15 protein-coding genes are annotated in these 17,892 nt (G+C 63.0%); 9 read left to right on the top strand and 6 right to left on the bottom strand.

Annotated elements, in window-relative coordinates; translation table 11 throughout:
* Positions 1–83: 83 nt before the first annotated feature.
* The 3 genes from ACL9RJ_RS23810 to ACL9RJ_RS23800 all read right to left on the bottom strand — a co-directional run bounded on the left by ACL9RJ_RS23810 (position 84) and on the right by ACL9RJ_RS23800 (position 5,881).
* Positions 84–2,891 (bottom strand): FAD-binding and (Fe-S)-binding domain-containing protein, encoded by a 2,808-nt coding sequence (locus ACL9RJ_RS23810; protein ID WP_422765729.1) that lies wholly within the window; start codon positions 2,889–2,891, stop codon positions 84–86.
* Between the two features lie 80 nt (positions 2,892–2,971).
* Positions 2,972–4,117, bottom strand: a complete 1,146-nt coding sequence (lldD, locus tag ACL9RJ_RS23805; protein ID WP_422765728.1) for an FMN-dependent L-lactate dehydrogenase LldD — start codon at positions 4,115–4,117, stop codon at positions 2,972–2,974.
* Between the two features lie 69 nt (positions 4,118–4,186).
* Positions 4,187–5,881, bottom strand: coding sequence for a lactate permease LctP family transporter (locus ACL9RJ_RS23800; RefSeq protein ID WP_422765727.1), 1,695 nt, complete (start codon positions 5,879–5,881; stop codon positions 4,187–4,189).
* Between the two features lie 262 nt (positions 5,882–6,143).
* On the opposite strand from ACL9RJ_RS23800, the gene ACL9RJ_RS23795 reads away from it, so the two are divergent.
* Positions 6,144–6,911, top strand: coding sequence for a GntR family transcriptional regulator (locus ACL9RJ_RS23795; protein WP_177085929.1), 768 nt, complete (start codon positions 6,144–6,146; stop codon positions 6,909–6,911).
* Positions 6,912–7,047: 136 nt separating this feature from the next.
* Here ACL9RJ_RS23795 and smpB read toward each other — a convergent pair whose 3' ends face one another.
* Positions 7,048–7,530: an SsrA-binding protein SmpB gene (gene smpB, locus ACL9RJ_RS23790; RefSeq protein WP_017126797.1), complete on the bottom strand. Its 483-nt coding sequence runs from the start codon at positions 7,528–7,530 to the stop codon at positions 7,048–7,050.
* 127 nt (positions 7,531–7,657) lie between these two features.
* Between smpB and ACL9RJ_RS23785 the strand changes: the two genes are divergently transcribed.
* The gene (locus tag ACL9RJ_RS23785) at positions 7,658–8,092 is read left to right on the top strand and encodes a type II toxin-antitoxin system RatA family toxin (RefSeq protein WP_017126798.1); all 435 of its coding nucleotides are present in this window, start codon (positions 7,658–7,660) and stop codon (positions 8,090–8,092) included.
* The gene (locus ACL9RJ_RS23780) at positions 8,085–8,399 is read left to right on the top strand and encodes an RnfH family protein (RefSeq protein WP_422765726.1); all 315 of its coding nucleotides are present in this window, start codon (positions 8,085–8,087) and stop codon (positions 8,397–8,399) included. The genes ACL9RJ_RS23785 and ACL9RJ_RS23780 overlap by 8 nt, the downstream gene beginning before the upstream one ends.
* A 188-nt stretch (positions 8,400–8,587) precedes the next feature.
* Here the strand turns inward: ACL9RJ_RS23780 and ACL9RJ_RS23775 are convergent, their stop codons facing one another.
* Complete coding sequence (locus ACL9RJ_RS23775; protein ID WP_422765725.1) at positions 8,588–9,115, bottom strand: outer membrane protein assembly factor BamE; 528 nt, start codon at positions 9,113–9,115, stop codon at positions 8,588–8,590.
* A 97-nt stretch (positions 9,116–9,212) separates the two neighbouring features.
* On the opposite strand from ACL9RJ_RS23775, the gene fur reads away from it, so the two are divergent.
* The gene (gene fur, locus ACL9RJ_RS23770; protein ID WP_042935538.1) at positions 9,213–9,617 is read left to right on the top strand and encodes a ferric iron uptake transcriptional regulator; all 405 of its coding nucleotides are present in this window, start codon (positions 9,213–9,215) and stop codon (positions 9,615–9,617) included.
* Positions 9,618–9,735: 118 nt separating this feature from the next.
* Here the strand turns inward: fur and recN are convergent, their stop codons facing one another.
* Positions 9,736–11,409 carry a DNA repair protein RecN gene (gene recN, locus ACL9RJ_RS23765; protein WP_017126802.1) on the bottom strand — a complete coding sequence of 558 codons (1,674 nt, stop codon included), beginning with the start codon at positions 11,407–11,409 and terminating at the stop codon, positions 9,736–9,738.
* A gap of 233 nt (positions 11,410–11,642) precedes the next feature.
* Here recN and grpE point away from each other — a divergent pair, with 233 nt between their 5' ends.
* The 5 genes from grpE (at position 11,643) to carA (ending at position 17,812) form a co-directional block, all read left to right on the top strand.
* Positions 11,643–12,209, top strand: coding sequence for a nucleotide exchange factor GrpE (gene grpE, locus ACL9RJ_RS23760; RefSeq protein WP_017126803.1), 567 nt, complete (start codon positions 11,643–11,645; stop codon positions 12,207–12,209).
* Between the two features lie 100 nt (positions 12,210–12,309).
* A complete protein-coding gene (dnaK, locus tag ACL9RJ_RS23755; RefSeq protein ID WP_017126804.1) occupies positions 12,310–14,226 on the top strand; it encodes a molecular chaperone DnaK in 1,917 nt (638 codons plus the stop codon).
* 160 nt (positions 14,227–14,386) lie between these two features.
* Positions 14,387–15,511, top strand: a complete 1,125-nt coding sequence (gene dnaJ, locus ACL9RJ_RS23750) for a molecular chaperone DnaJ (protein ID WP_042935544.1) — start codon at positions 14,387–14,389, stop codon at positions 15,509–15,511.
* Positions 15,512–15,521: 10 nt separating this feature from the next.
* Positions 15,522–16,328: a 4-hydroxy-tetrahydrodipicolinate reductase gene (dapB, locus tag ACL9RJ_RS23745; protein ID WP_177085922.1), complete on the top strand. Its 807-nt coding sequence runs from the start codon at positions 15,522–15,524 to the stop codon at positions 16,326–16,328.
* A 347-nt stretch (positions 16,329–16,675) separates the two neighbouring features.
* The gene (gene carA, locus ACL9RJ_RS23740) at positions 16,676–17,812 is read left to right on the top strand and encodes a glutamine-hydrolyzing carbamoyl-phosphate synthase small subunit (RefSeq protein ID WP_177085920.1); all 1,137 of its coding nucleotides are present in this window, start codon (positions 16,676–16,678) and stop codon (positions 17,810–17,812) included.
* Positions 17,813–17,892 lie beyond the last annotated feature (80 nt).

Below are 17,892 nucleotides of genomic sequence, written 5' to 3'. Positions count from 1 at the left end.
CAGATATCGAGGCTGCCGCAGGTGGGCATGGGGCCCCTTTTGGCAGGGCCTGATCAGTGGACTGCCCCGGTTGGCCGAAGGTTCTATTTTTTTGCCCGGGTCACCCGATCCACCAGGTAGACCAGCCCGTGGTAGTCGATCCCGCCATGCTGGCTGAGGCCGATCTCGCAGGTGCGGCTGGTGGAGATGCCTTCCTCGCAATACTGCACGGCGTCCTTCAGGGTGCGCAGCGAATGGGCATTGAGTTCCGGGGTGGTGAAGCCCTTGTCGCCGGCGAACCCGCAGCAATGGATGCCTTCGGGGATCACCACGTTGTGGCTGCAACGCCGCGCCAGGTCGATCAGGGCCTGGCTTTCCCCCAGGTGCTGGGTGCTGCAGGTCACGTGCACAGCAATCGGGGCGTCCTGGGGGGTGAAGGTCAACTTGTCCACCAGGTGCGTGCGAATGAAGCGCACCGGATCGTAGAGGTCGAGGCGGCTGTCGCCGAGGTCCTGGACCAGGCGCAGGGTGCACGGGCTGGTGTCGCAGTAGATCGGGTCGAGGCCGCCGCGGCTGGCCTGCAGCAGGGCGCCGATCAGTTCCTGGAGCTTGTGCTCGGCCTGTTCGGCGTAGCCCTTGGAGGCGAAGGGCTGGCCGCAGCACAGCTGTTCGGTGTTGTCCGGGAACACCACTTGGTAGCCGGCCTTTTCCAGCAGGCCGCGGGTCTTGTCGAGCAGCGACATCTGTTCCTTGTCACCCGCCGCCGGGCCCATCACCCGCGAGACGCAGGCGGCCAGGTACACCACTCGTGGTCGCGAGTCATCGACTGATGGACTGAAACGCACCGCCCGCTCTGGTTGCGGCATGGCGCTGGTCCACTGGGGAACCCGGCCCTTGGACAGGCGCGTCAGGCCGGCCGAGAGCCGGGCCAGGCGTGGAGTGCCCAGCAGCATGCGCGCGCCGTTGGCGACATGCAGGGTGAAGCGGGCACCCTGCAGCGTGGTGGCGAAGTGCGTTGCCAGCCAGTCGGCGCTTTTCACATGGGTGGCTTGCTGGCCGCGCAGTTTTTTCACCAGTTCGCCGGTGTTGATGCCCACCGGGCAGCGTTGCGCGCACAGGCCGGTGGCGGCGCAGGTGTCGATGCCCTGGTATTGATAGGCGGCCTCGAGTTCCGAGGTGTCGATGCCGGCGCGTTTTTTCGCCTGGATATCGCGCCAGATCACGATGCGCTGGCGTGGGCTCAGGGTCAGGCCTTTCGACGGGCATACCGGTTCGCAGAAGCCGCACTCGATGCACTTGTCGACGATCTCGTCGGCGGCCGGCAACGGCTTGAGGTGCTTGAGGTGAATCTGTGGGTCGTCGCTGAGCACCACGTCGGGGTTGAGAATGCCCTGGGGATCGAGCAGGCGCTTGATGGCCCACATCAATTGATAGGCCTCGCTGCCCCATTCCAGTTCGACAAAGGGCGCCATGTTGCGACCGGTGCCGTGCTCGGCCTTGAGCGAGCCGCCGAATTCGACGGCCACCAGTTGCGCGACATCATCCATGAACGCCTGGTAGCGGGCGACTTCCGCCGCGCTGTTGAAACCCTGGGTGAAGACAAAGTGCAGGTTGCCTTCCAGGGCGTGGCCGAACAGGATCGCTTCGTCGTAATGGTGCTTGTCGAACAGCTCGATCAGGCGGTTGACGCCGATGGCCAGCTGTTCGACGGGGAAGGTCACGTCTTCGATGATCACCGTGGTGCCGGTCTTGCGCACGGCACCGACCGCCGGGAAGGTGTCCTTGCGGATGGCCCAGAGCCGGGCGTTTTCCACCGGGTCTTCGGTGAAGTCGACCTGCTTTTCCACCGGGAACGACGCCAGTGAGGCCATGATCCGCCCCAGTTGTTCCTGCAGCAGCGACGAGGAGGCGGCGCGGGATTCGATCAGCAGCGCGCAGGCGTTGCCCGACAGTTCGCGGACAAAGGCCGGCATGCCGGGCTTGTCCTGCACCGAGCGCAGGCTGCGGCGGTCGAGCAGCTCGACGGCCGAGACCGGCTGGCTCTTGAGGACGGTGACGGCGGTGCAGCAGGTTTCCACATCGGGGAAGACGATCAGCGCCGAAGCCTTGTTCGGGTGGTCGATCACCGTGTCGTAGGTCACCGCGCTGATAAAGCCCAGGGTGCCTTCGGAACCCACCAGCAAGTGGCTGAGGATATCCAGCGGCTCGTCGAAATCTACCAGGGCGTTGAGGGACAGGCCGGTGGTGTTTTTCAGTCGGTACTTGTGGCGGATCTTCGCGGCTAGTTCGGTGTTGGCGCGGGTTTCCCGGGCGAGGTCCGCCAGTTGCCCGAGCAGCGGTCCATGGCTCTGGCGAAAGGCGGCGACGCTGGCCGGGTCCTCGGTGTCCAGGCGGCTGCCGTCGGCCAGCACCAGGCGAATCCCCGCCAGGGTGTGATAGGTGTTCTGCGCGGTGCCGCAACACATGCCGCTGGCGTTGTTGGCGACGATGCCGCCGATCTTGCAGGCGTTGATCGAGGCCGGGTCCGGGCCGATCTTGCGACCGAAGGGCGCCAGCCAGGCATTGGCCTGGGCGCCGATGACCCCGGGTTGCAGGCGGATCTGGCTGCCCTGGTCGCGGATCTCCCGGCCATTCCAGTTATCGCCGAGGACGATCAGGACCGAGTCGCTGATGGCCTGGCCCGACAGGCTGGTGCCAGCGGCGCGGAAGGTCACCGGCACCTGGTCGCGGCGGGCCAGCTTGAGCAGGGCGACCACTTCATCTTCGGACTCGACGCGGATCACCAGCTTGGGGATCAGGCGGTAGAAGCTGGCGTCGGTGCCGAAGGCCAGGGTCGAGAGCGCATCCTCGAAGCGACGCTCGCGGGGAATCAGTTGTTCGACCGAGTGGAGGAACGGGGTGGGCAGACTCATGCTAACTCCTGGCGGGGTCGTGGCATCTGGTGCGCCATGGGCCCCGCTCAATCAGGCGGTGATTCGTACGGGAGCGGCGTTCAGGCGCCCAGTTCACGGACCAGCGAATCACGGTTGATCTCGCTGATGGACTTGGCGCCGGTGAGCACCATGGCCACGCGCATTTCTTTCTCGAACAGGTCCAGCAGGTTCTTCACGCCGGCTTCGCCCGCGACGGCCAGGGCGTAGAGGAAGGCGCGACCGATCAGCACGGTGTCGGCGCCGAGGGCGATCATGCGCACCACATCCAGGCCGCTGCGGATGCCGGAGTCGGCGAGGATCTTCAGGTCGCCCTTCACCGCGTCGGCAATGGCCGGCAGGGCGCGGGCGCTGGACAGCGCACCGTCGAGCTGACGGCCGCCGTGGTTGGAGACGACGATGCCGTCGGCGCCGAACTTCACCGCGTCCCTGGCATCCTGCGGATCGAGAATGCCCTTGATGACCATCGGGCCGTCCCAGAATTCGCGGATCCACTCCAGGTCCTTCCAGGAAATCGACGGATCGAAGTTGGCGCCCAGCCAGCCGATGTAGTCGGCCAGGCCGGTGGGGTTGCCGCGATACTTGGAGATGTTGCCCAGGTCGTGGGGCCGACCCAGCAGGCCGACGTCCAGGGCCCATTGTGGGTGGGTCATGGCTTGCCAGACACGGCGCAGCGGCGCGTTCGGGCCGCTCATCCCGGAGTGGGCGTCACGGTAGCGGGCGCCCGGCACCGGCATGTCCACGGTGAAGACCAGGGTGGTGACGCCGGCGGCCTTGGCACGCTCCAGCGCGTTGCGCATGAAGCCGCGATCCTTCAGGACATAGAGCTGGAACCACATGGGCCGGTCAATGGCCGGGGCGACTTCCTCGATCGGACAGACCGACACGGTCGACATCGTGAAGGGAATGCCCTTGGCCGCTGCGGCGCGAGCGGCCTGGACCTCGCCACGACGGGCATACATGCCGGTCAGGCCGACCGGTGCCAAGGCCATCGGCATGCTCAGGGTTTCGCCGAACAGCCGGGTTTCCAGGCTCAGTTCGGACATGTTCCTCAAGACGCGCTGGCGCAGGGCGATGCCGGCCAGGTCCTCGACGTTGTGGCGCAGGGTGTGCTCGGCGTACGCCCCGCCGTCGGCATAGTGGAACAGGAATGGCGGCAGTTTGCGTTGAGCTGCTGCGCGGTAGTCGGTAGAGGCGGAAATGATCATGGAGTGCTCGCAGCGTGGGTTGAAAGGAGCAGTTGCCGGGGGCGTCGACAGCCCCCGGCACGGGTCACTCTAGTGCACCAGCATACCGGTGAAGATATAGGCCTGGGCCAGGGTGATCAGGCCGACGATGGTGGCGAAGAACAGGCTGTGCTTGAGGGTGAAGCGGAACAGGTCGGATTCCTTGCCCACCAGGCCGGTGGCGGCGCAGGCCACGGCGATCGATTGCGGCGAGATCATCTTGCCGGTCACGCCGCCGCTGGTGTTCGCGGCCACCAGCAGGGTGTCGTTGACCCCGATCTGGTGCGCGGTGGTGGCCTGCAGCGAGCTGAACAGGGCATTGGAGGAGGTGTCCGAACCGGTCAGGAACACGCCCAGCCAGCCCAGGAACGGCGAGAAGAACGGGAACGCGCTGCCGGTGGCCGCCAGCACCAGGGCCATGGTCGAGGACATGCCCGAGTAGTTGGTGACAAAGGCGAAGGCCAGCACCATGCCGATGGACAGGATCGGCCAGCGCAGTTCGTAGAAGGTCTCTTTCAAAGTGGTCAGACCAGTTTTGAAATTGATCTTGAGGATCAGCATCGACACCAGGGCGGAGAAGAAGATCGCCGTGCCGGTGGCCGAGATCGGATCGAGCTTGAACACGGCGGGGATCGCGGTGGGCGTGGCGACAATCGGCGCGCTCTTGATCACCAGTTGATCCAGGTGCGGGATGGCGAAGTTGAACACGCTGCTGTACATCGCGCCGCCGGTGGCGAACATCGCCTTGAACGACTTGAGGGTCCAGATCGTCACCAGCACGGTGAGAATCAGGAACGGCGACCAGGCCTTGAAGATCTGCCCGAGGCTGTAGGGCGAAGCGAGGGTGCTGCGTGGCTGGCCGAAACCGCCGACGCTGGCGGTGATCGTCGCGCTCGAGGTGGCGCCGGCAATCTGCGCGCCCGCGGTACGGCGCGGTTGCCAGACTTTCAGGAACAGGGTCAGGCTGATCAGGCTGGCCAGGGCCGAGGTGATGTCGGGCAGTTCCGGGCCGATGAAGTTCGAGGTGAAGTACTGGGTGATGGCGAAGCTCAGGCCGGCCACCAGCGCGGCAGGCCAGGTTTCACGCACGCCCCGCAGGCCGTCCATCATGAACACCAGCCAGAACGGCACGAACAGCGACAGCAGCGGCAGCTGGCGGCCGGTCATGGCGCCGATCTTGAAGGCGTCGATGCCGGTGACCTGGCCGGCGACGATGATCGGGATGCCCAGGGCGCCGAAGGCCACGGGCGCGGTGTTGGCGATCAGGCACAGGCCGGCGGCGTAGAGCGGGTTGAAACCCAGGCCCACCAGCAATGCCGCGGTGATCGCCACGGGCGCGCCGAAACCGGCGGCGCCTTCGAGGAACGCACCGAAGCAGAAGCCGATCAGCAGCACTTGCAGGCGCTGGTCATCGGTAATCGACAGCACCGAACTGCGGATGATTTCGAACTGGCCGCTCTTGACCGTGAGTTTGTAGAGAAACACCGCGGCGACGATGATCCAGGCGATCGGCCAGAGGCCGTAGGCGAAACCGTAGCCGGCGGCGGCGAGCGCCATGTCCACCGGCATCTTGAAGGCGAAGATCGCCACCAGGATCGCCAGCGCCAGGGTGATGCTGCCCGCGACATGACCCTTGAGGCGAAACACCGCCAGGGCCAGGAAGAAGAAAACGATGGGGATGACGGCCGCGAGCGCGGACAGGCCGAGGCTGCCGAGAGGGCTGTAGAGCTGTTGCCAGGTTTGCATATGGGGTGGCCCCTAATTGTTGTTGGTCAGGCACTGATCAGCTGATTTGGATAATTGGTATTACCAATTTACAATCGCTGTGGGCTAGGTTAAAAGCCTTGTTGGGTGCGTGTCAATTTGCCGCTCTGAAACTTTCGTCTGAGAGGCGTTCGGCAGGCGGACTGGACGGGTGATTTTTGCGGTGTCTGGTAGGTGCTGGCGCGGCGCCAATAGGCCAGAATAGGCGGTCCCGGCAAGGGTTCGGGAGCGTGAGGAGTAAGTGATGGGGTTTGATCAGATTCGTCAGCGCCGTTTGTCTGACGATATTGTCGAGCAGCTCGAGCGGATGATCCTCGAGGGTACGCTGAAGTCCGGCGAGCGTCTGCCGGCGGAGCGTGCGTTGGCCGAGCAGTTCGGTGTCTCGCGCCCTTCGCTGCGCGAGGCGATCCAGAAGCTGGTGGCCAGGGGCTTGCTGGTCAGCCGGCAGGGCGGTGGCAATTATGTGGTGGAGACGCTGGGGTCGACCTTCAGCGACCCGCTGCTGCATCTGCTGGAAAACAATCCGGAAGCGCAGCGCGATCTGCTTGAGTTCCGCCATACCCTGGAGGCGTCCTGCGCCTACTACGCGGCGCTGCGGGCCACCGAGGTGGACCGGGAGCGGTTGCGGGTGGCGTTCGAGCGCTTGCAGAACTGCTATTCCCGCGAAGGCGAGGTGAGCCGGGCGGAGGAGGGCGAAGCTGACGCGAACTTCCACCTGGCGATTGCCGAGGCCAGCCACAACGCCGTGCTGCTGCACACGATCCGTGGGTTGTTCGATCTGCTCAAGCGCAACGTGGTGATCAATATCGGCGGTATGTACAAGCAGCGCACGGAAACCCGCGACATGCTGATCAGTCAGCACCGTGAGCTGTACCTCGCGATTATCGAAGGGCGGGCGGAACAGGCGCGCGAAGTCTCCAGCCGGCATATCCTGTATGTGCAGGAGGTGCTGGAAGAAGTGCGTCAGGAAGTGCAGCGGGTGGCGCGGGCGGAGCGGCGCAAGGGGATCTAGGCCGTGCCGCGATCCCTTGTAGGAGCCGGCTTGCCGGTGATGAGGCCCGTGAGTAGTGCAACGCTTTCGAGAGCGCCATCGCCGGCAAGTCGGCTCCTACAGGAGGGGCGTTTGCCGGCAATTGGCATGACCGGACTCAGTCGTCCTTGCCCTTGTTGCGTACCGCGCGCTGCAGTTCACGACTGGCGTCGCGCTCGCGTTCGGTATCACGCTTGTCGTATTCCTTCTTGCCCTTGCCCAGGGCGATCTCGCACTTGACCAGGTGCTTGCTCCAGTACAGCGAGAGGCAGACGCAGGCGTAACCCTTCTGTTGCACGGAAGCGAAGATCTTCTCCAGCTCGCGCTGGTTGAGCAGCAGCTTGCGCGTACGCGTCGGGTCGGCGATGACGTGGGTGCTGGCGGTGGTCAGCGGCGTGAAATGGCTGCCGAACAGCCAGGCCTCACCGTCCTTGAGCAAGACATAACTGTCGACCAGTTGCGCCTTGCCTGCCCGCAAACTCTTTACTTCCCAGCCGGCCAGGACCAGACCAGCCTCGAACCGTTGTTCGACGAAGTAATCGTGGCGCGCCTTTTTATTTTGCGCGATGGTCCCTGTGGGGTGTTTCTTCTGTTTAGCCATAGGGGCGGCATTATAGGGGGTTGCGCGTCAGTCGGCTACGGTGAAGCTGCGTGCTTGAGCGCGTAGGATGAATCCCGGACAATGCGCCCACTTTTGTTTGCCGCCCAGCCGTGGAATCAACGCTGACATGACGACCCATATTCAACGTTCGGCCCTGCTGCCCTATCCGGCACAGGCGCTTTATGACCTGGTGAACGACGTCGCGCGTTACCCGGAGTTTCTGCCGTGGTGCTCGACGGCCCAGGTGCTGGAAAGCTCGGACGTGCACATGCGCGCCACGCTGGGGGTGGCCAAGGGCGGCCTGAGCCAGCAGTTCGTCACCCGCAATACGCTGGTGCCGGGGCAGTCGATCGAGATGAACCTGGAAGAGGGACCTTTCACCCAGTTGCACGGTGTCTGGGTGTTCAAGCCCCTGGGGGAAAAGGCCTGCAAGATCAGCCTGGACCTGACCTTCGACTATGCCGGGCCCATCGTCCGGGCGACCCTCGGGCCGTTGTTCAATCAGGCGGCCAATACCCTGGTGGATGCTTTCTGCCAGCGGGCCAAGCAGCTCCATGGCTGACGCTCTCGTCTCGCTGGAAGTGGTGTATGCCGAGGCCGGCCGCCAGTGCCTGCTGGCGATTTCGGTTCCCACGGGGACGACGCTGCGGGCTGCTGTCGAGTTGTCGAAAATGGCGCAGGCGTTTCCCGGGGTCGACCTGTCGAATTGCCCGCTGGGGATCTTTGGCAAGGTGATCGCCGATCCCGAGGTCCGGGCTGTGGCGGAGGGCGATCGCATCGAGATCTACCGGCCGCTGCTGGCCGATCCGAAAGAGGTGCGGCGCCTGCGCGCGGAAAAGGCGGCCAGGGCTCGGGCGCGGAACCTGTAGCCGTTGTCTTGCGCAGCAGTACCGTAGGAGCCGGCTTGCTGGCGATGGCTTGGTGTCAGTCGACCACGATGCTGGCTGATCAGCCGCTATCGCCAGCAAGCCGGCTCCCACAAGAAAGAGGCGCTGGCAGGGGATTTTTTCAGGCAATAAAAAGCCCGGACATGCCGGGCTTTTTATTGTGTCGCGCATTACTGCGGCGAGGTGTCCAGCGGTTCCGGTGTCGGCACCGGCACGGCTTTCACGCCATCGACGTCTTTCTGGATCTGGTCGAGCAGCGAACCTGGTTTGGCCGGCTTCTCTGGTTTCGGTTTTTCAGCATTCTGGGTCGGGGTATCAACGGTGTTGGCGTTGTCCTTGCCGAGAATGGCTTCGTCGCGACTCACGCCGGGCATGAAATCGCCCGACAGGCTTGCGAGTTGGTCGTTGTCGTTGAAGATCAGGCTGACACGTTCCTGTTGGCGTTCACCGCCACCGGGCTGCAGGCTATACAGGTAATCCCAGCGATTGGCGTGGAATGTGTCGGTCAGCAGGGGGTTGCCCATGATAAACCTTACTTGCTTGCGGGTCATTCCCGGGCGTAACTGGTCTATCATGTCCTGCGTGACGACATTGCCCTGCTGGATGTCGATTTTGTAAACCCCGGGGAATGAACAACCGGCGAGTGCGAGCAGTCCCACTAAGGTAAAACTGGTTAGCAAGAGCTTGGTGTTTTGCATCGGTGGGCGACTTCCACTATCTTGGCTGGGACAACGTAAACCCCGATCATACCCGTATTAAGAGAAGCTGCGAAGCAGCATCGCGAGAAAGCTGACCATGGTTGAAAATAGCGAACTACGTAAAGCCGGCTTAAAGGTGACTCTGCCGCGGGTCAAGATTCTGCAAATGCTGGACTCTGCCGAGCAGCGTCACATGAGCGCCGAGGATGTCTACAAGGCGCTGATGGAGGCTGGCGAGGACGTTGGTCTGGCCACGGTCTACCGTGTCCTGACCCAATTCGAAGCGGCCGGACTGGTGGTTCGCCATAACTTCGATGGCGGCCACGCGGTATTCGAACTGGCGGACAGCGGTCACCACGATCATATGGTCGATGTGGAAACTGGAGCTGTCGTCGAGTTCGTCAGCCCGGAGATCGAGAAGCTGCAGAAGGCCATTGCCGAGGAGCATGGCGTCGAGCTGGTGGACCACAACCTGGTGTTGTACGTGCGCAAGAAAAAATAAGCATGTCGCGCGGGCCCAGGCCCGTGAAACGATCGAAGGCGACCCCAGGGTCGCCTTCGTGCTTTTTGTTACCTGATGTTTTTGTCGTCTGAGTAGGTCGCCTGAAGATGTCGAATGCCTAGATTTTCGCGGTGACGACCATCTTCTTGGCGTGCGCCAGGGATTCCTTGGTCAGGTCGATGCCGCCGAGCATGCGTGCGACTTCCTCAACCCGTTCAGTCTTGCTCAGCTTGGAAACGGCGGTGTGGGTGGCGTCGTTGCCGCGCACCTTGTGCACGAACAGGTGATGATGGCCCTGGGCCGCGACTTGCGGCAGGTGGGTGACCGTCAACACTTGCCCGCGTTCACCCAGGCGACGCAGCAACTGGCCGACGATTTCCGCCGTCGGGCCGCCGATGCCCACGTCGACTTCGTCGAATACCAGGGTCGGGATGCGCGAGGTCTGCGCGGTAATCACCTGGATGGCCAGGCTGATGCGTGACAGCTCGCCGCCCGATGCAACCTTGGCCAGGGCCTTGAGTGGCTGGCCCGGGTTGGCGCTGACCAGCAATTCGACCTGTTCCAGCCCATAAGGCAGGGGTTCGCTGCTGGTGTTGGCGTGCAGTTCGATGCTGAAGCGCCCGCCGGGCATGCCCAGGCGCTGGATTTCCTGTTCGACGGCGCTGGCCAGGCCGGTGGCGGCCTGATGGCGCAGATCGCTGAGTTCCCGCGCGCGCTCCTGATAATGCCGGGCGTAGGAGGCCAGTTCGTCGCCGAGGCGTTCGATGGCCTCGTCGTTGGCGTTCAGGGTTTCGATTTCATCCAGCAGCTTCTGTTGCAGGGTGGCGACTTCGGTGGGCTGGATGCGGTGCTTGCGGGCCAGGGTGTAGATCGCGTCCAGTCGTTCTTCGAGCTGCTGCAGACGTGCCGGATCGGCATCGAAGTGGTCTAGGAAGCGGTTCAGTTCGCCGACGGCTTCTTCCACCTGGATCTGCGCGCTGGCCAGCAGGTTGGTGGCTTCGCCCAGTGCGCCGGAGCCGTTGCTGACGCTGCCCAGGCGATTGAGGCTGGCGGTGAGGGCGTTGAGCACGTTGCCCGAATCGCTCTCGCTGCATTGTTCGACCACTTGCCGGCAGATGCCCAGCAGGGTCTCGGCATTGGTCAGGTTCTTGTGTTCCTGTTCCAGGTCCTCCAGCTCGTTTTCCCCGAGGCCGAGGTTTTCCAGCTCTTCCAGCTGATAGCTGAGCAGCTGGTGGCGGGCCCGTTGCTCGTCGCCGGAATTGGAGAGGCGCTCCAGTTCCTGGCGGGTCTGGCGCCAGCGCTGGGCCGCGAGCTGCACCTGGCGGGCGAGATCGGTGGCCCCGGCATATTCGTCGAGCAGGCGTCGATGGGTGTCGGTCTTCAGCAGGGATTGGTGTTCGTGCTGGCTGTGGATATCGATCAGCAGTTCGCCCAGGGCCTTGAGGTCGCCCTGGGGGCAGGGCGAGCCATTGATATAGCCACGGGAGCGGCCTTCGGCGGTGATCACCCGGCGCAGAATGCACGGGCCGTCATTGTCCAGGTCGCGTTCGGCCAGCCAGTTGCGGGCTTCCGGAATGTCTTCCAGGTCGAAGGTGGCGAGAATGTCGGCCTTGTCCGCACCGGGGCGTACCACGCCGCTGTCGGCGCGATCGCCCAGGGTCAGCCCGAGGGCGTCGAGCATGATGGACTTGCCGGCGCCGGTTTCGCCCGTGATGACGCTCATCCCGCGATCCAGTTCGAGATCGAGATGTTCAACGATTGCGTAGTTGTGTACGGACAGGTGCACCAGCATGAAGGCCGCTCCCAGGCTTTAGGTCTGGTTATTTATACAGTGTTTTGAATTCGACTGACAATGCCCGGGCTTAGCTCGATTCGCTTGAATGGCGGCATTTTTTAGTGCCAGGCGGAATGTACCACTCGGTCCGTGGTATGCACCGGGGCCCTTGAACCTGCAAAATGCGGCCCCATATACCTGGGCAGAAGCGCGGGCCTGGCTCGCGGACGATATTGAAAGGAGGTTTTTTTATGGCTGACGAACAGAATCTGGACTCGCAAAATCAAGAGGCCAACCAGGCCGCCGACGCTTCGAGCGACGACCTGGCCACTCGCGTGCAGGTGCTTGAAGAGCAACTGGCTGGCGCGAATGACCAAGCGCTGCGCGTCGCCGCCGACCTGCAGAACATCCGCCGCCGTGCCGAGCAGGATGTCGAGAAGGCGCACAAGTTCGCGCTGGAGAAGTTCGCCGGCGACCTGCTGCCGATCATCGACAGCCTGGAGCGTGGCCTGGATCTGTCCAACCCGGACGATGAAAGCATTCGCCCGATGCGCGAAGGCATCGAGCTGACCCTGAAGATGTTCCAGGACACCCTCAAGCGTTATCAGCTGGAAGCCATCGACCCGCACGGCGAACCGTTCAACGCCTCGCTGCACCAGGCCATGGCCATGCAGGAGAGCGCCGACGTCGAGCCGAACAGCGTCCTGAAAGTGTTCCAGAAGGGTTACCAGCTCAATGGTCGCCTGCTGCGCCCGGCGATGGTCGTGGTGAGCAAGGCGGTTGCACCGGTTTCGCCGACGATTGACGAGCAGGCTTGAAATCGGCCACAAGGCCCCCATCTATAAGTCAAGCGTTTAAGTGCTACCGCAGTTGGCCATAACCGCTGCGGCAAAAAAATCAAAGTTTCGGGAGAGTGAAATGGGCAAAATTATCGGTATCGACCTGGGGACCACCAACTCGTGCGTCTCGGTCATGGAAAACGGTCAGCCAAAAGTTATCGAGAACGCCGAAGGCGCGCGTACCACGCCTTCGATCATCGCCTACGCCAACGACGGCGAAATCCTGGTCGGCCAGTCGGCCAAGCGCCAGGCGGTGACCAATCCGCATAACACCCTGTACGCGGTGAAGCGTCTGATCGGTCGTCGTTTCGAAGAAGACGTCGTTCAGAAAGACATCCAGATGGTGCCTTACAAGATCGCCAAGGCCGACAACGGTGACGCCTGGGTTGAAGTAAGCGGCCAGAAAATGGCTCCGCCACAGATTTCGGCCGAAGTGCTGAAGAAGATGAAGAAGACCGCCGAAGACTACCTCGGCGAGCCTGTGACCGAAGCGGTGATCACCGTTCCGGCCTACTTCAACGACAGCCAGCGCCAGGCGACCAAGGACGCCGGCCGTATCGCCGGTCTGGACGTCAAGCGCATCATCAACGAACCAACCGCGGCTGCCCTGGCCTACGGCATGGACAAGGCCCGTGGCGATCACACCGTGATCGTTTATGACCTGGGTGGCGGTACCTTCGACGTTTCCGTGATCGAAATCGCCGAAGTCGATGGCGAGCACCAGTTCGAAGTACTGGCAACCAACGGTGACACCTTCCTCGGTGGTGAAGACTTCGACATCCGTCTGATCGACTACCTCGTGGACGAGTTCAAGAAAGAAAGCGGCATGAACCTCAAGGGTGACCCGCTGGCGATGCAGCGCCTGAAAGAAGCTGCCGAAAAAGCCAAGATCGAACTGTCGTCGAGCCAGTCGACCGACGTCAACCTGCCGTACATCACTGCAGACGCTACCGGTCCGAAGCACCTGAACGTGAAGATCTCCCGCGCCAAGCTGGAATCGCTGGTCGAAGACCTGGTTCAGCGCACCATCGAACCTTGCCGTATCGCCCTGAAAGACGCCGGCATCGATGTCGGTTCGATCAACGACGTGATCCTGGTCGGCGGCCAGACCCGTATGCCGATGGTGCAGAAGACCGTTGCCGATTTCTTCGGCAAGGAAGCACGCAAGGACGTCAACCCTGACGAAGCCGTCGCCGTGGGCGCTGCCATTCAGGGCGCGGTACTGGCCGGCGACGTCAAGGACGTCTTGCTGCTCGACGTCAGCCCGCTGACCCTGGGTATCGAAACCATGGGCGGCGTGATGACCGCGCTGATCGAGAAGAACACCACGATTCCTACCAAGAAATCGCAAGTGTTCTCGACTGCCGACGACAACCAGGGCGCCGTGACCATCCACGTGCTGCAAGGTGAGCGTAAGCAGGCTGCGCAGAACAAGTCCCTGGGCAAGTTCGACCTGGCCGAGATTCCACCGGCTCCACGTGGCGTGCCGCAGATCGAAGTGACCTTCGACATCGACGCCAACGGCATCCTGCACGTAGGTGCCAAGGACAAGGCGACCGGCAAGACCCAGTCGATCGTGATCAAGGCCAACTCCGGTCTGTCTGACGAAGAAATTCAACAGATGATCCGCGACGCCGAGGCGAACTCGGAAGAAGACCGCAAGTTCGAAGAGCTGGCCGCTGCCCGTAACCAGGGCGACGCACTGGTTCACTCGACTCGCAAGATGATCGCCGACGCCGGTGACAAGGTCTCCGCCGAAGAGAAGACCGCGATCGAGGCTGCCCTGGTTGCCCTGGAAGCCGCCGTCAAGGGCGACGACAAGGCCGCCATCGAGGCCAAGGTCGAGGAGCTGTCCAAGGTTTCCGCTCCGGTTGCCCAGAAGATGTATGCCGAGCAGGCCGAGAAGCCAGCAGGCGGCGCGGAGCCGGCCCAGGAAGAGGCGCACAAGGATGACGTCGTCGACGCCGAGTTCGAAGAAGTGAAGGATCACAAGTAAGCCTTACCAGGGCTGCTTGTTGGTCGGCCGGTTGACCGCTCTGCAGCGGTGACTGGTAGGATGTCGCCGCGCGGGAGCTTGCTCCCGCGTTGGCGTGTCTGGAACACGCAAATTTTTACAGCATGCGACAAGGTTCGGATGCTGGCCTCAGGGGCGATTTATGGCAAAGCGTGACTATTACGAAATATTGGGGGTCGAGCGTGGCTCTAGCGAGGCGGAGCTGAAGAAGGCTTACCGTCGTCTCGCGATGAAGCATCACCCGGACCGCAACCCAGATGACAAGGCTTCGGAAGAGCTGTTCAAGGAGGCCAACGAGGCCTACGAAGTGCTGTCCGATTCCAGCAAGCGTGCGGCCTACGATCAGTACGGCCACGCTGGCGTCGATCCGAGCATGGGCGGCGGCGGCGGTGGTTTCGGCGGGCAGAATTTCTCCGATATCTTCGGCGATGTGTTCAGCGATTTCTTTGGTGGCGGTCGTGGCGGCTCCCGTGGTGGTGCCCAGCGCGGCAGCGACCTGCGCTACACCCTGGAACTGAACCTGGAAGAAGCGGTTCGCGGGACTACCGTGAATATTCGCGTTCCGACACTGGTCAACTGCAAGCCGTGCGACGGTTCCGGTGCCAAGAAGGGCTCCGCGCCGATCACCTGTCCGACCTGTGGCGGTATCGGCCAGGTGCGGATGCAGCAGGGCTTCTTCTCGGTGCAGCAGACCTGCCCGCGCTGCCACGGCCAGGGCAAGATCATTTCCGATCCGTGCGACTCCTGCCATGGCCAGGGGCGTGTCGAAGAGTACAAGACCCTTTCGGTGAAAGTGCCGGCCGGTGTCGATACCGGCGACCGCATCCGCTTGTCCGGGGAAGGCGAGGCTGGTGCGCAGGGCGGCCCGACGGGCGACCTGTACGTGGTGATCAATGTGCGCGAGCACGCGATCTTCCAGCGTGACGGCAAGCACCTGTTCTGCGAAGTGCCGATCAGTTTCGTCGATTCGGCCCTGGGTGGCGAGCTGGAGATTCCGACCCTCGACGGTCGGGTCAAGCTGAAGATTCCGGAAGGTACCCAGACCGGCAAGCAGTTCCGTATCCGTGGCAAGGGCGTGGCCCCTGTGCGTGGCGGCGGCGCGGGCGACCTGATGTGCCGCGTGGCGGTCGAGACGCCGGTCAACCTGAGCCGTCGTCAGCGCGAGTTGCTGGAAGAGTTCCGCGCGTCCCTGGACGGTGACAGTTCGCACTCGCCAAAGGCCAGTGGCTGGTTTGAAGGCGTGAAGCGCTTCTTCGGCGACCTGTAAGGAGCGGATCATGCGACGTATAGCTGTGATGGGCGCCGCCGGGCGCATGGGCAAGATCCTGGTCGAGGCGGTGCAGTTGCAGGTGCCGCTTGCCGGCCTGACGGCTGCTGTCGTGCGTCCTGGCAGTTCCCTGGTCGGTGCCGATGCCGGTGAGCTGGCCTCGCTGGGGCGGATCGGCGTGCCGTTGTCCGATGGCCTGGAGAAGGTGGCTGAAGAGTTCGATGTGCTGATCGACTTCACGCTGCCGGAAGTGATGCTGAAGAACCTGGCGTTCTGCCGCAAGGCCGGCAAGGCCATGGTGATCGGTACCACTGGCCTGAGCGCCGAGCAGAAGCAGTTGCTGGTGGAGGCGGGCAAGGATATTCCGATCGTCTTCGCCGCCAACTTCAGTGTCGGGGTCAACCTGTCGCTGAAGCTGCTCGAGCTGACCGCCCGAGTGCTGGGCGACGACGCGGATATCGAGATCATCGAGACGCATCACCGGCACAAGGTCGACTCGCCTTCGGGCACGGCCATGCGCATGGGCGAGGTCATCGCCGATACGCTGGAGCGCGATCTGCAGAAGGTCGCGGTCTATGGTCGCGAGGGACATGTCGGGGCGCGGGCGCGTAACACCATCGGCTTCGCCACCGTGCGTGGCGGCGATGTGGTTGGCGATCACACCGTGTTGTTCGCCACTGAAGGCGAGCGCCTGGAGATCACCCACAAGGCCTCGAGCCGCATGACCTTCGCCAAGGGGGCCGTGCGTGCGGCGCTTTGGCTGGATGGCCGGGCCGCCGGCCTGTACGACATGCAGGATGTGCTCGATCTGCACTGATCGGCACGGCGCGGTACTTGGCTGTGGGAGCCGGCTTGCCGGCGATGGCGTCCGTCAGGGCGCTGCAAGGCTCCAGGGCCTCATCGCCGGCAAGCCGGCTCCCACAGGTTGTGGCTCCTTCAGTGTCTGTTTCACACCGCCTGGCGACGTCCTGTCGCATTCCCTGGCCTTTAAGGCTCATTAGCGGTGGACCAAAAAAGCCTTTTTCTGTAAGCTACAGCTTTAGTGTGTCCACTAAAAGCGCGCAGAATAATTCAGTGAAAGAAGCGGGGTGACGTGTCCATACGTCACTCCGCTTTTTTACAACCTGCGATCGCCCCTTCAGGCTTTATTTACGGGAGGTCTTCTTGACTAAGCCAGCCATACTCGCCCTTGCTGATGGCAGCATTTTTCGCGGCGAAGCCATTGGAGCCGACGGTCAGACCGTTGGTGAGGTGGTGTTCAACACCGCCATGACCGGCTATCAGGAAATCCTTACCGATCCTTCCTACGCCCAACAGATCGTCACCCTGACCTATCCGCACATCGGCAATACCGGCACCACGCCGGAAGATATCGAGTCTGATCGTGTCTGGTCGGCCGGTCTGGTGATTCGTGACCTGCCACTGGTCGCGAGCAACTGGCGTAACACGATGTCCCTGTCCGATTACCTGAAAGCCAACAATGTGGTGGCGATCGCCGGTATCGATACGCGTCGCCTGACCCGCATCCTGCGTGAAAAGGGTTCGCAGAACGGCTGCATCATGGTCGGTGACACTATCTCCGAAGAAGCGGCGATTGCCGCGGCGCAGGGGTTCCCTGGCCTCAAGGGCATGGATCTGGCGAAAGTCGTCAGCACCAAGGAAAAGTACGAGTGGCGCTCCACGGTCTGGGACTTGAAGACCGACAGCCACGCGACCCTCGAAGCCGCCGACCTGCCTTACCATGTCGTGGCCTACGACTACGGCGTCAAGTACAACATCCTGCGCATGCTGGTGGAGCGCGGCTGCCGCGTGACCGTGGTGCCGGCGCAAACCCCGGCCAGCGACGTACTGGCCCTGCAGCCGGACGGTGTGTTCCTGTCCAACGGCCCGGGTGACCCGGAGCCTTGCGACTACGCGATCCAGGCGATCAAGGATGTGCTGGAAACCGAGATCCCGGTCTTCGGTATCTGCCTGGGTCACCAGCTGCTGGCCCTGGCCTCGGGCGCCAAGACCCTGAAAATGGGCCACGGCCATCACGGTGCCAACCACCCTGTGCAGGACCTGGACACCGGCGTGGTGATGATCACCAGCCAGAACCACGGTTTTGCCGTGGATGAAGCGACCCTGCCGGGCAACGTCCGGGCGATCCACAAGTCGCTGTTCGACGGTTCCCTGCAAGGCATCGAGCGCACCGACAAGAGCGCGTTCAGCTTCCAGGGCCACCCTGAAGCAAGCCCGGGCCCGAACGACGTAGCGCCGCTGTTCGACCGTTTCATCAATGAGATGGCCAAGCGACGCTGAGTGAGCGGCCTGAGGGCGGCCCCGGAACCGGCGGCCCCCTCAGGCTCTGCAAAGATTGTTCAAGACGGCTTGCCGACTGA

It is taken from the genome of Pseudomonas sp. Mn2068 (assembly GCF_049319725.1).
Lineage (GTDB): Bacteria > Pseudomonadota > Gammaproteobacteria > Pseudomonadales > Pseudomonadaceae > Aquipseudomonas > Aquipseudomonas gingeri.
The sequence above is the reverse complement of the archived record's forward strand: the minus strand, read 5'-3'. Positions and strand labels throughout refer to the sequence as shown.

What these genes read in the sequence shown, in the direction of transcription:
- ACL9RJ_RS23810 (WP_422765729.1), bottom strand. Translation starts at nt 2,891, where the DNA reads ATGAGTCTGCCCACCCCGTTCCTCCACTCGGTCGAACAACTGATTCCC.
- lldD (WP_422765728.1), bottom strand. Translation starts at nt 4,117, where the DNA reads ATGATCATTTCCGCCTCTACCGACTACCGCGCAGCAGCTCAACGCAAA.
- ACL9RJ_RS23800 (WP_422765727.1), bottom strand. Translation starts at nt 5,881, where the DNA reads ATGCAAACCTGGCAACAGCTCTACAGCCCTCTCGGCAGCCTCGGCCTG.
- ACL9RJ_RS23795 (WP_177085929.1), top strand. Translation starts at nt 6,144, where the DNA reads ATGGGGTTTGATCAGATTCGTCAGCGCCGTTTGTCTGACGATATTGTC.
- smpB (WP_017126797.1), bottom strand. Translation starts at nt 7,530, where the DNA reads ATGGCTAAACAGAAGAAACACCCCACAGGGACCATCGCGCAAAATAAA.
- ACL9RJ_RS23785 (WP_017126798.1), top strand. Translation starts at nt 7,658, where the DNA reads ATGACGACCCATATTCAACGTTCGGCCCTGCTGCCCTATCCGGCACAG.
- ACL9RJ_RS23780 (WP_422765726.1), top strand. Translation starts at nt 8,085, where the DNA reads ATGGCTGACGCTCTCGTCTCGCTGGAAGTGGTGTATGCCGAGGCCGGC.
- ACL9RJ_RS23775 (WP_422765725.1), bottom strand. Translation starts at nt 9,115, where the DNA reads ATGCAAAACACCAAGCTCTTGCTAACCAGTTTTACCTTAGTGGGACTG.
- fur (WP_042935538.1), top strand. Translation starts at nt 9,213, where the DNA reads ATGGTTGAAAATAGCGAACTACGTAAAGCCGGCTTAAAGGTGACTCTG.
- recN (WP_017126802.1), bottom strand. Translation starts at nt 11,409, where the DNA reads ATGCTGGTGCACCTGTCCGTACACAACTACGCAATCGTTGAACATCTC.
- grpE (WP_017126803.1), top strand. Translation starts at nt 11,643, where the DNA reads ATGGCTGACGAACAGAATCTGGACTCGCAAAATCAAGAGGCCAACCAG.
- dnaK (WP_017126804.1), top strand. Translation starts at nt 12,310, where the DNA reads ATGGGCAAAATTATCGGTATCGACCTGGGGACCACCAACTCGTGCGTC.
- dnaJ (WP_042935544.1), top strand. Translation starts at nt 14,387, where the DNA reads ATGGCAAAGCGTGACTATTACGAAATATTGGGGGTCGAGCGTGGCTCT.
- dapB (WP_177085922.1), top strand. Translation starts at nt 15,522, where the DNA reads ATGCGACGTATAGCTGTGATGGGCGCCGCCGGGCGCATGGGCAAGATC.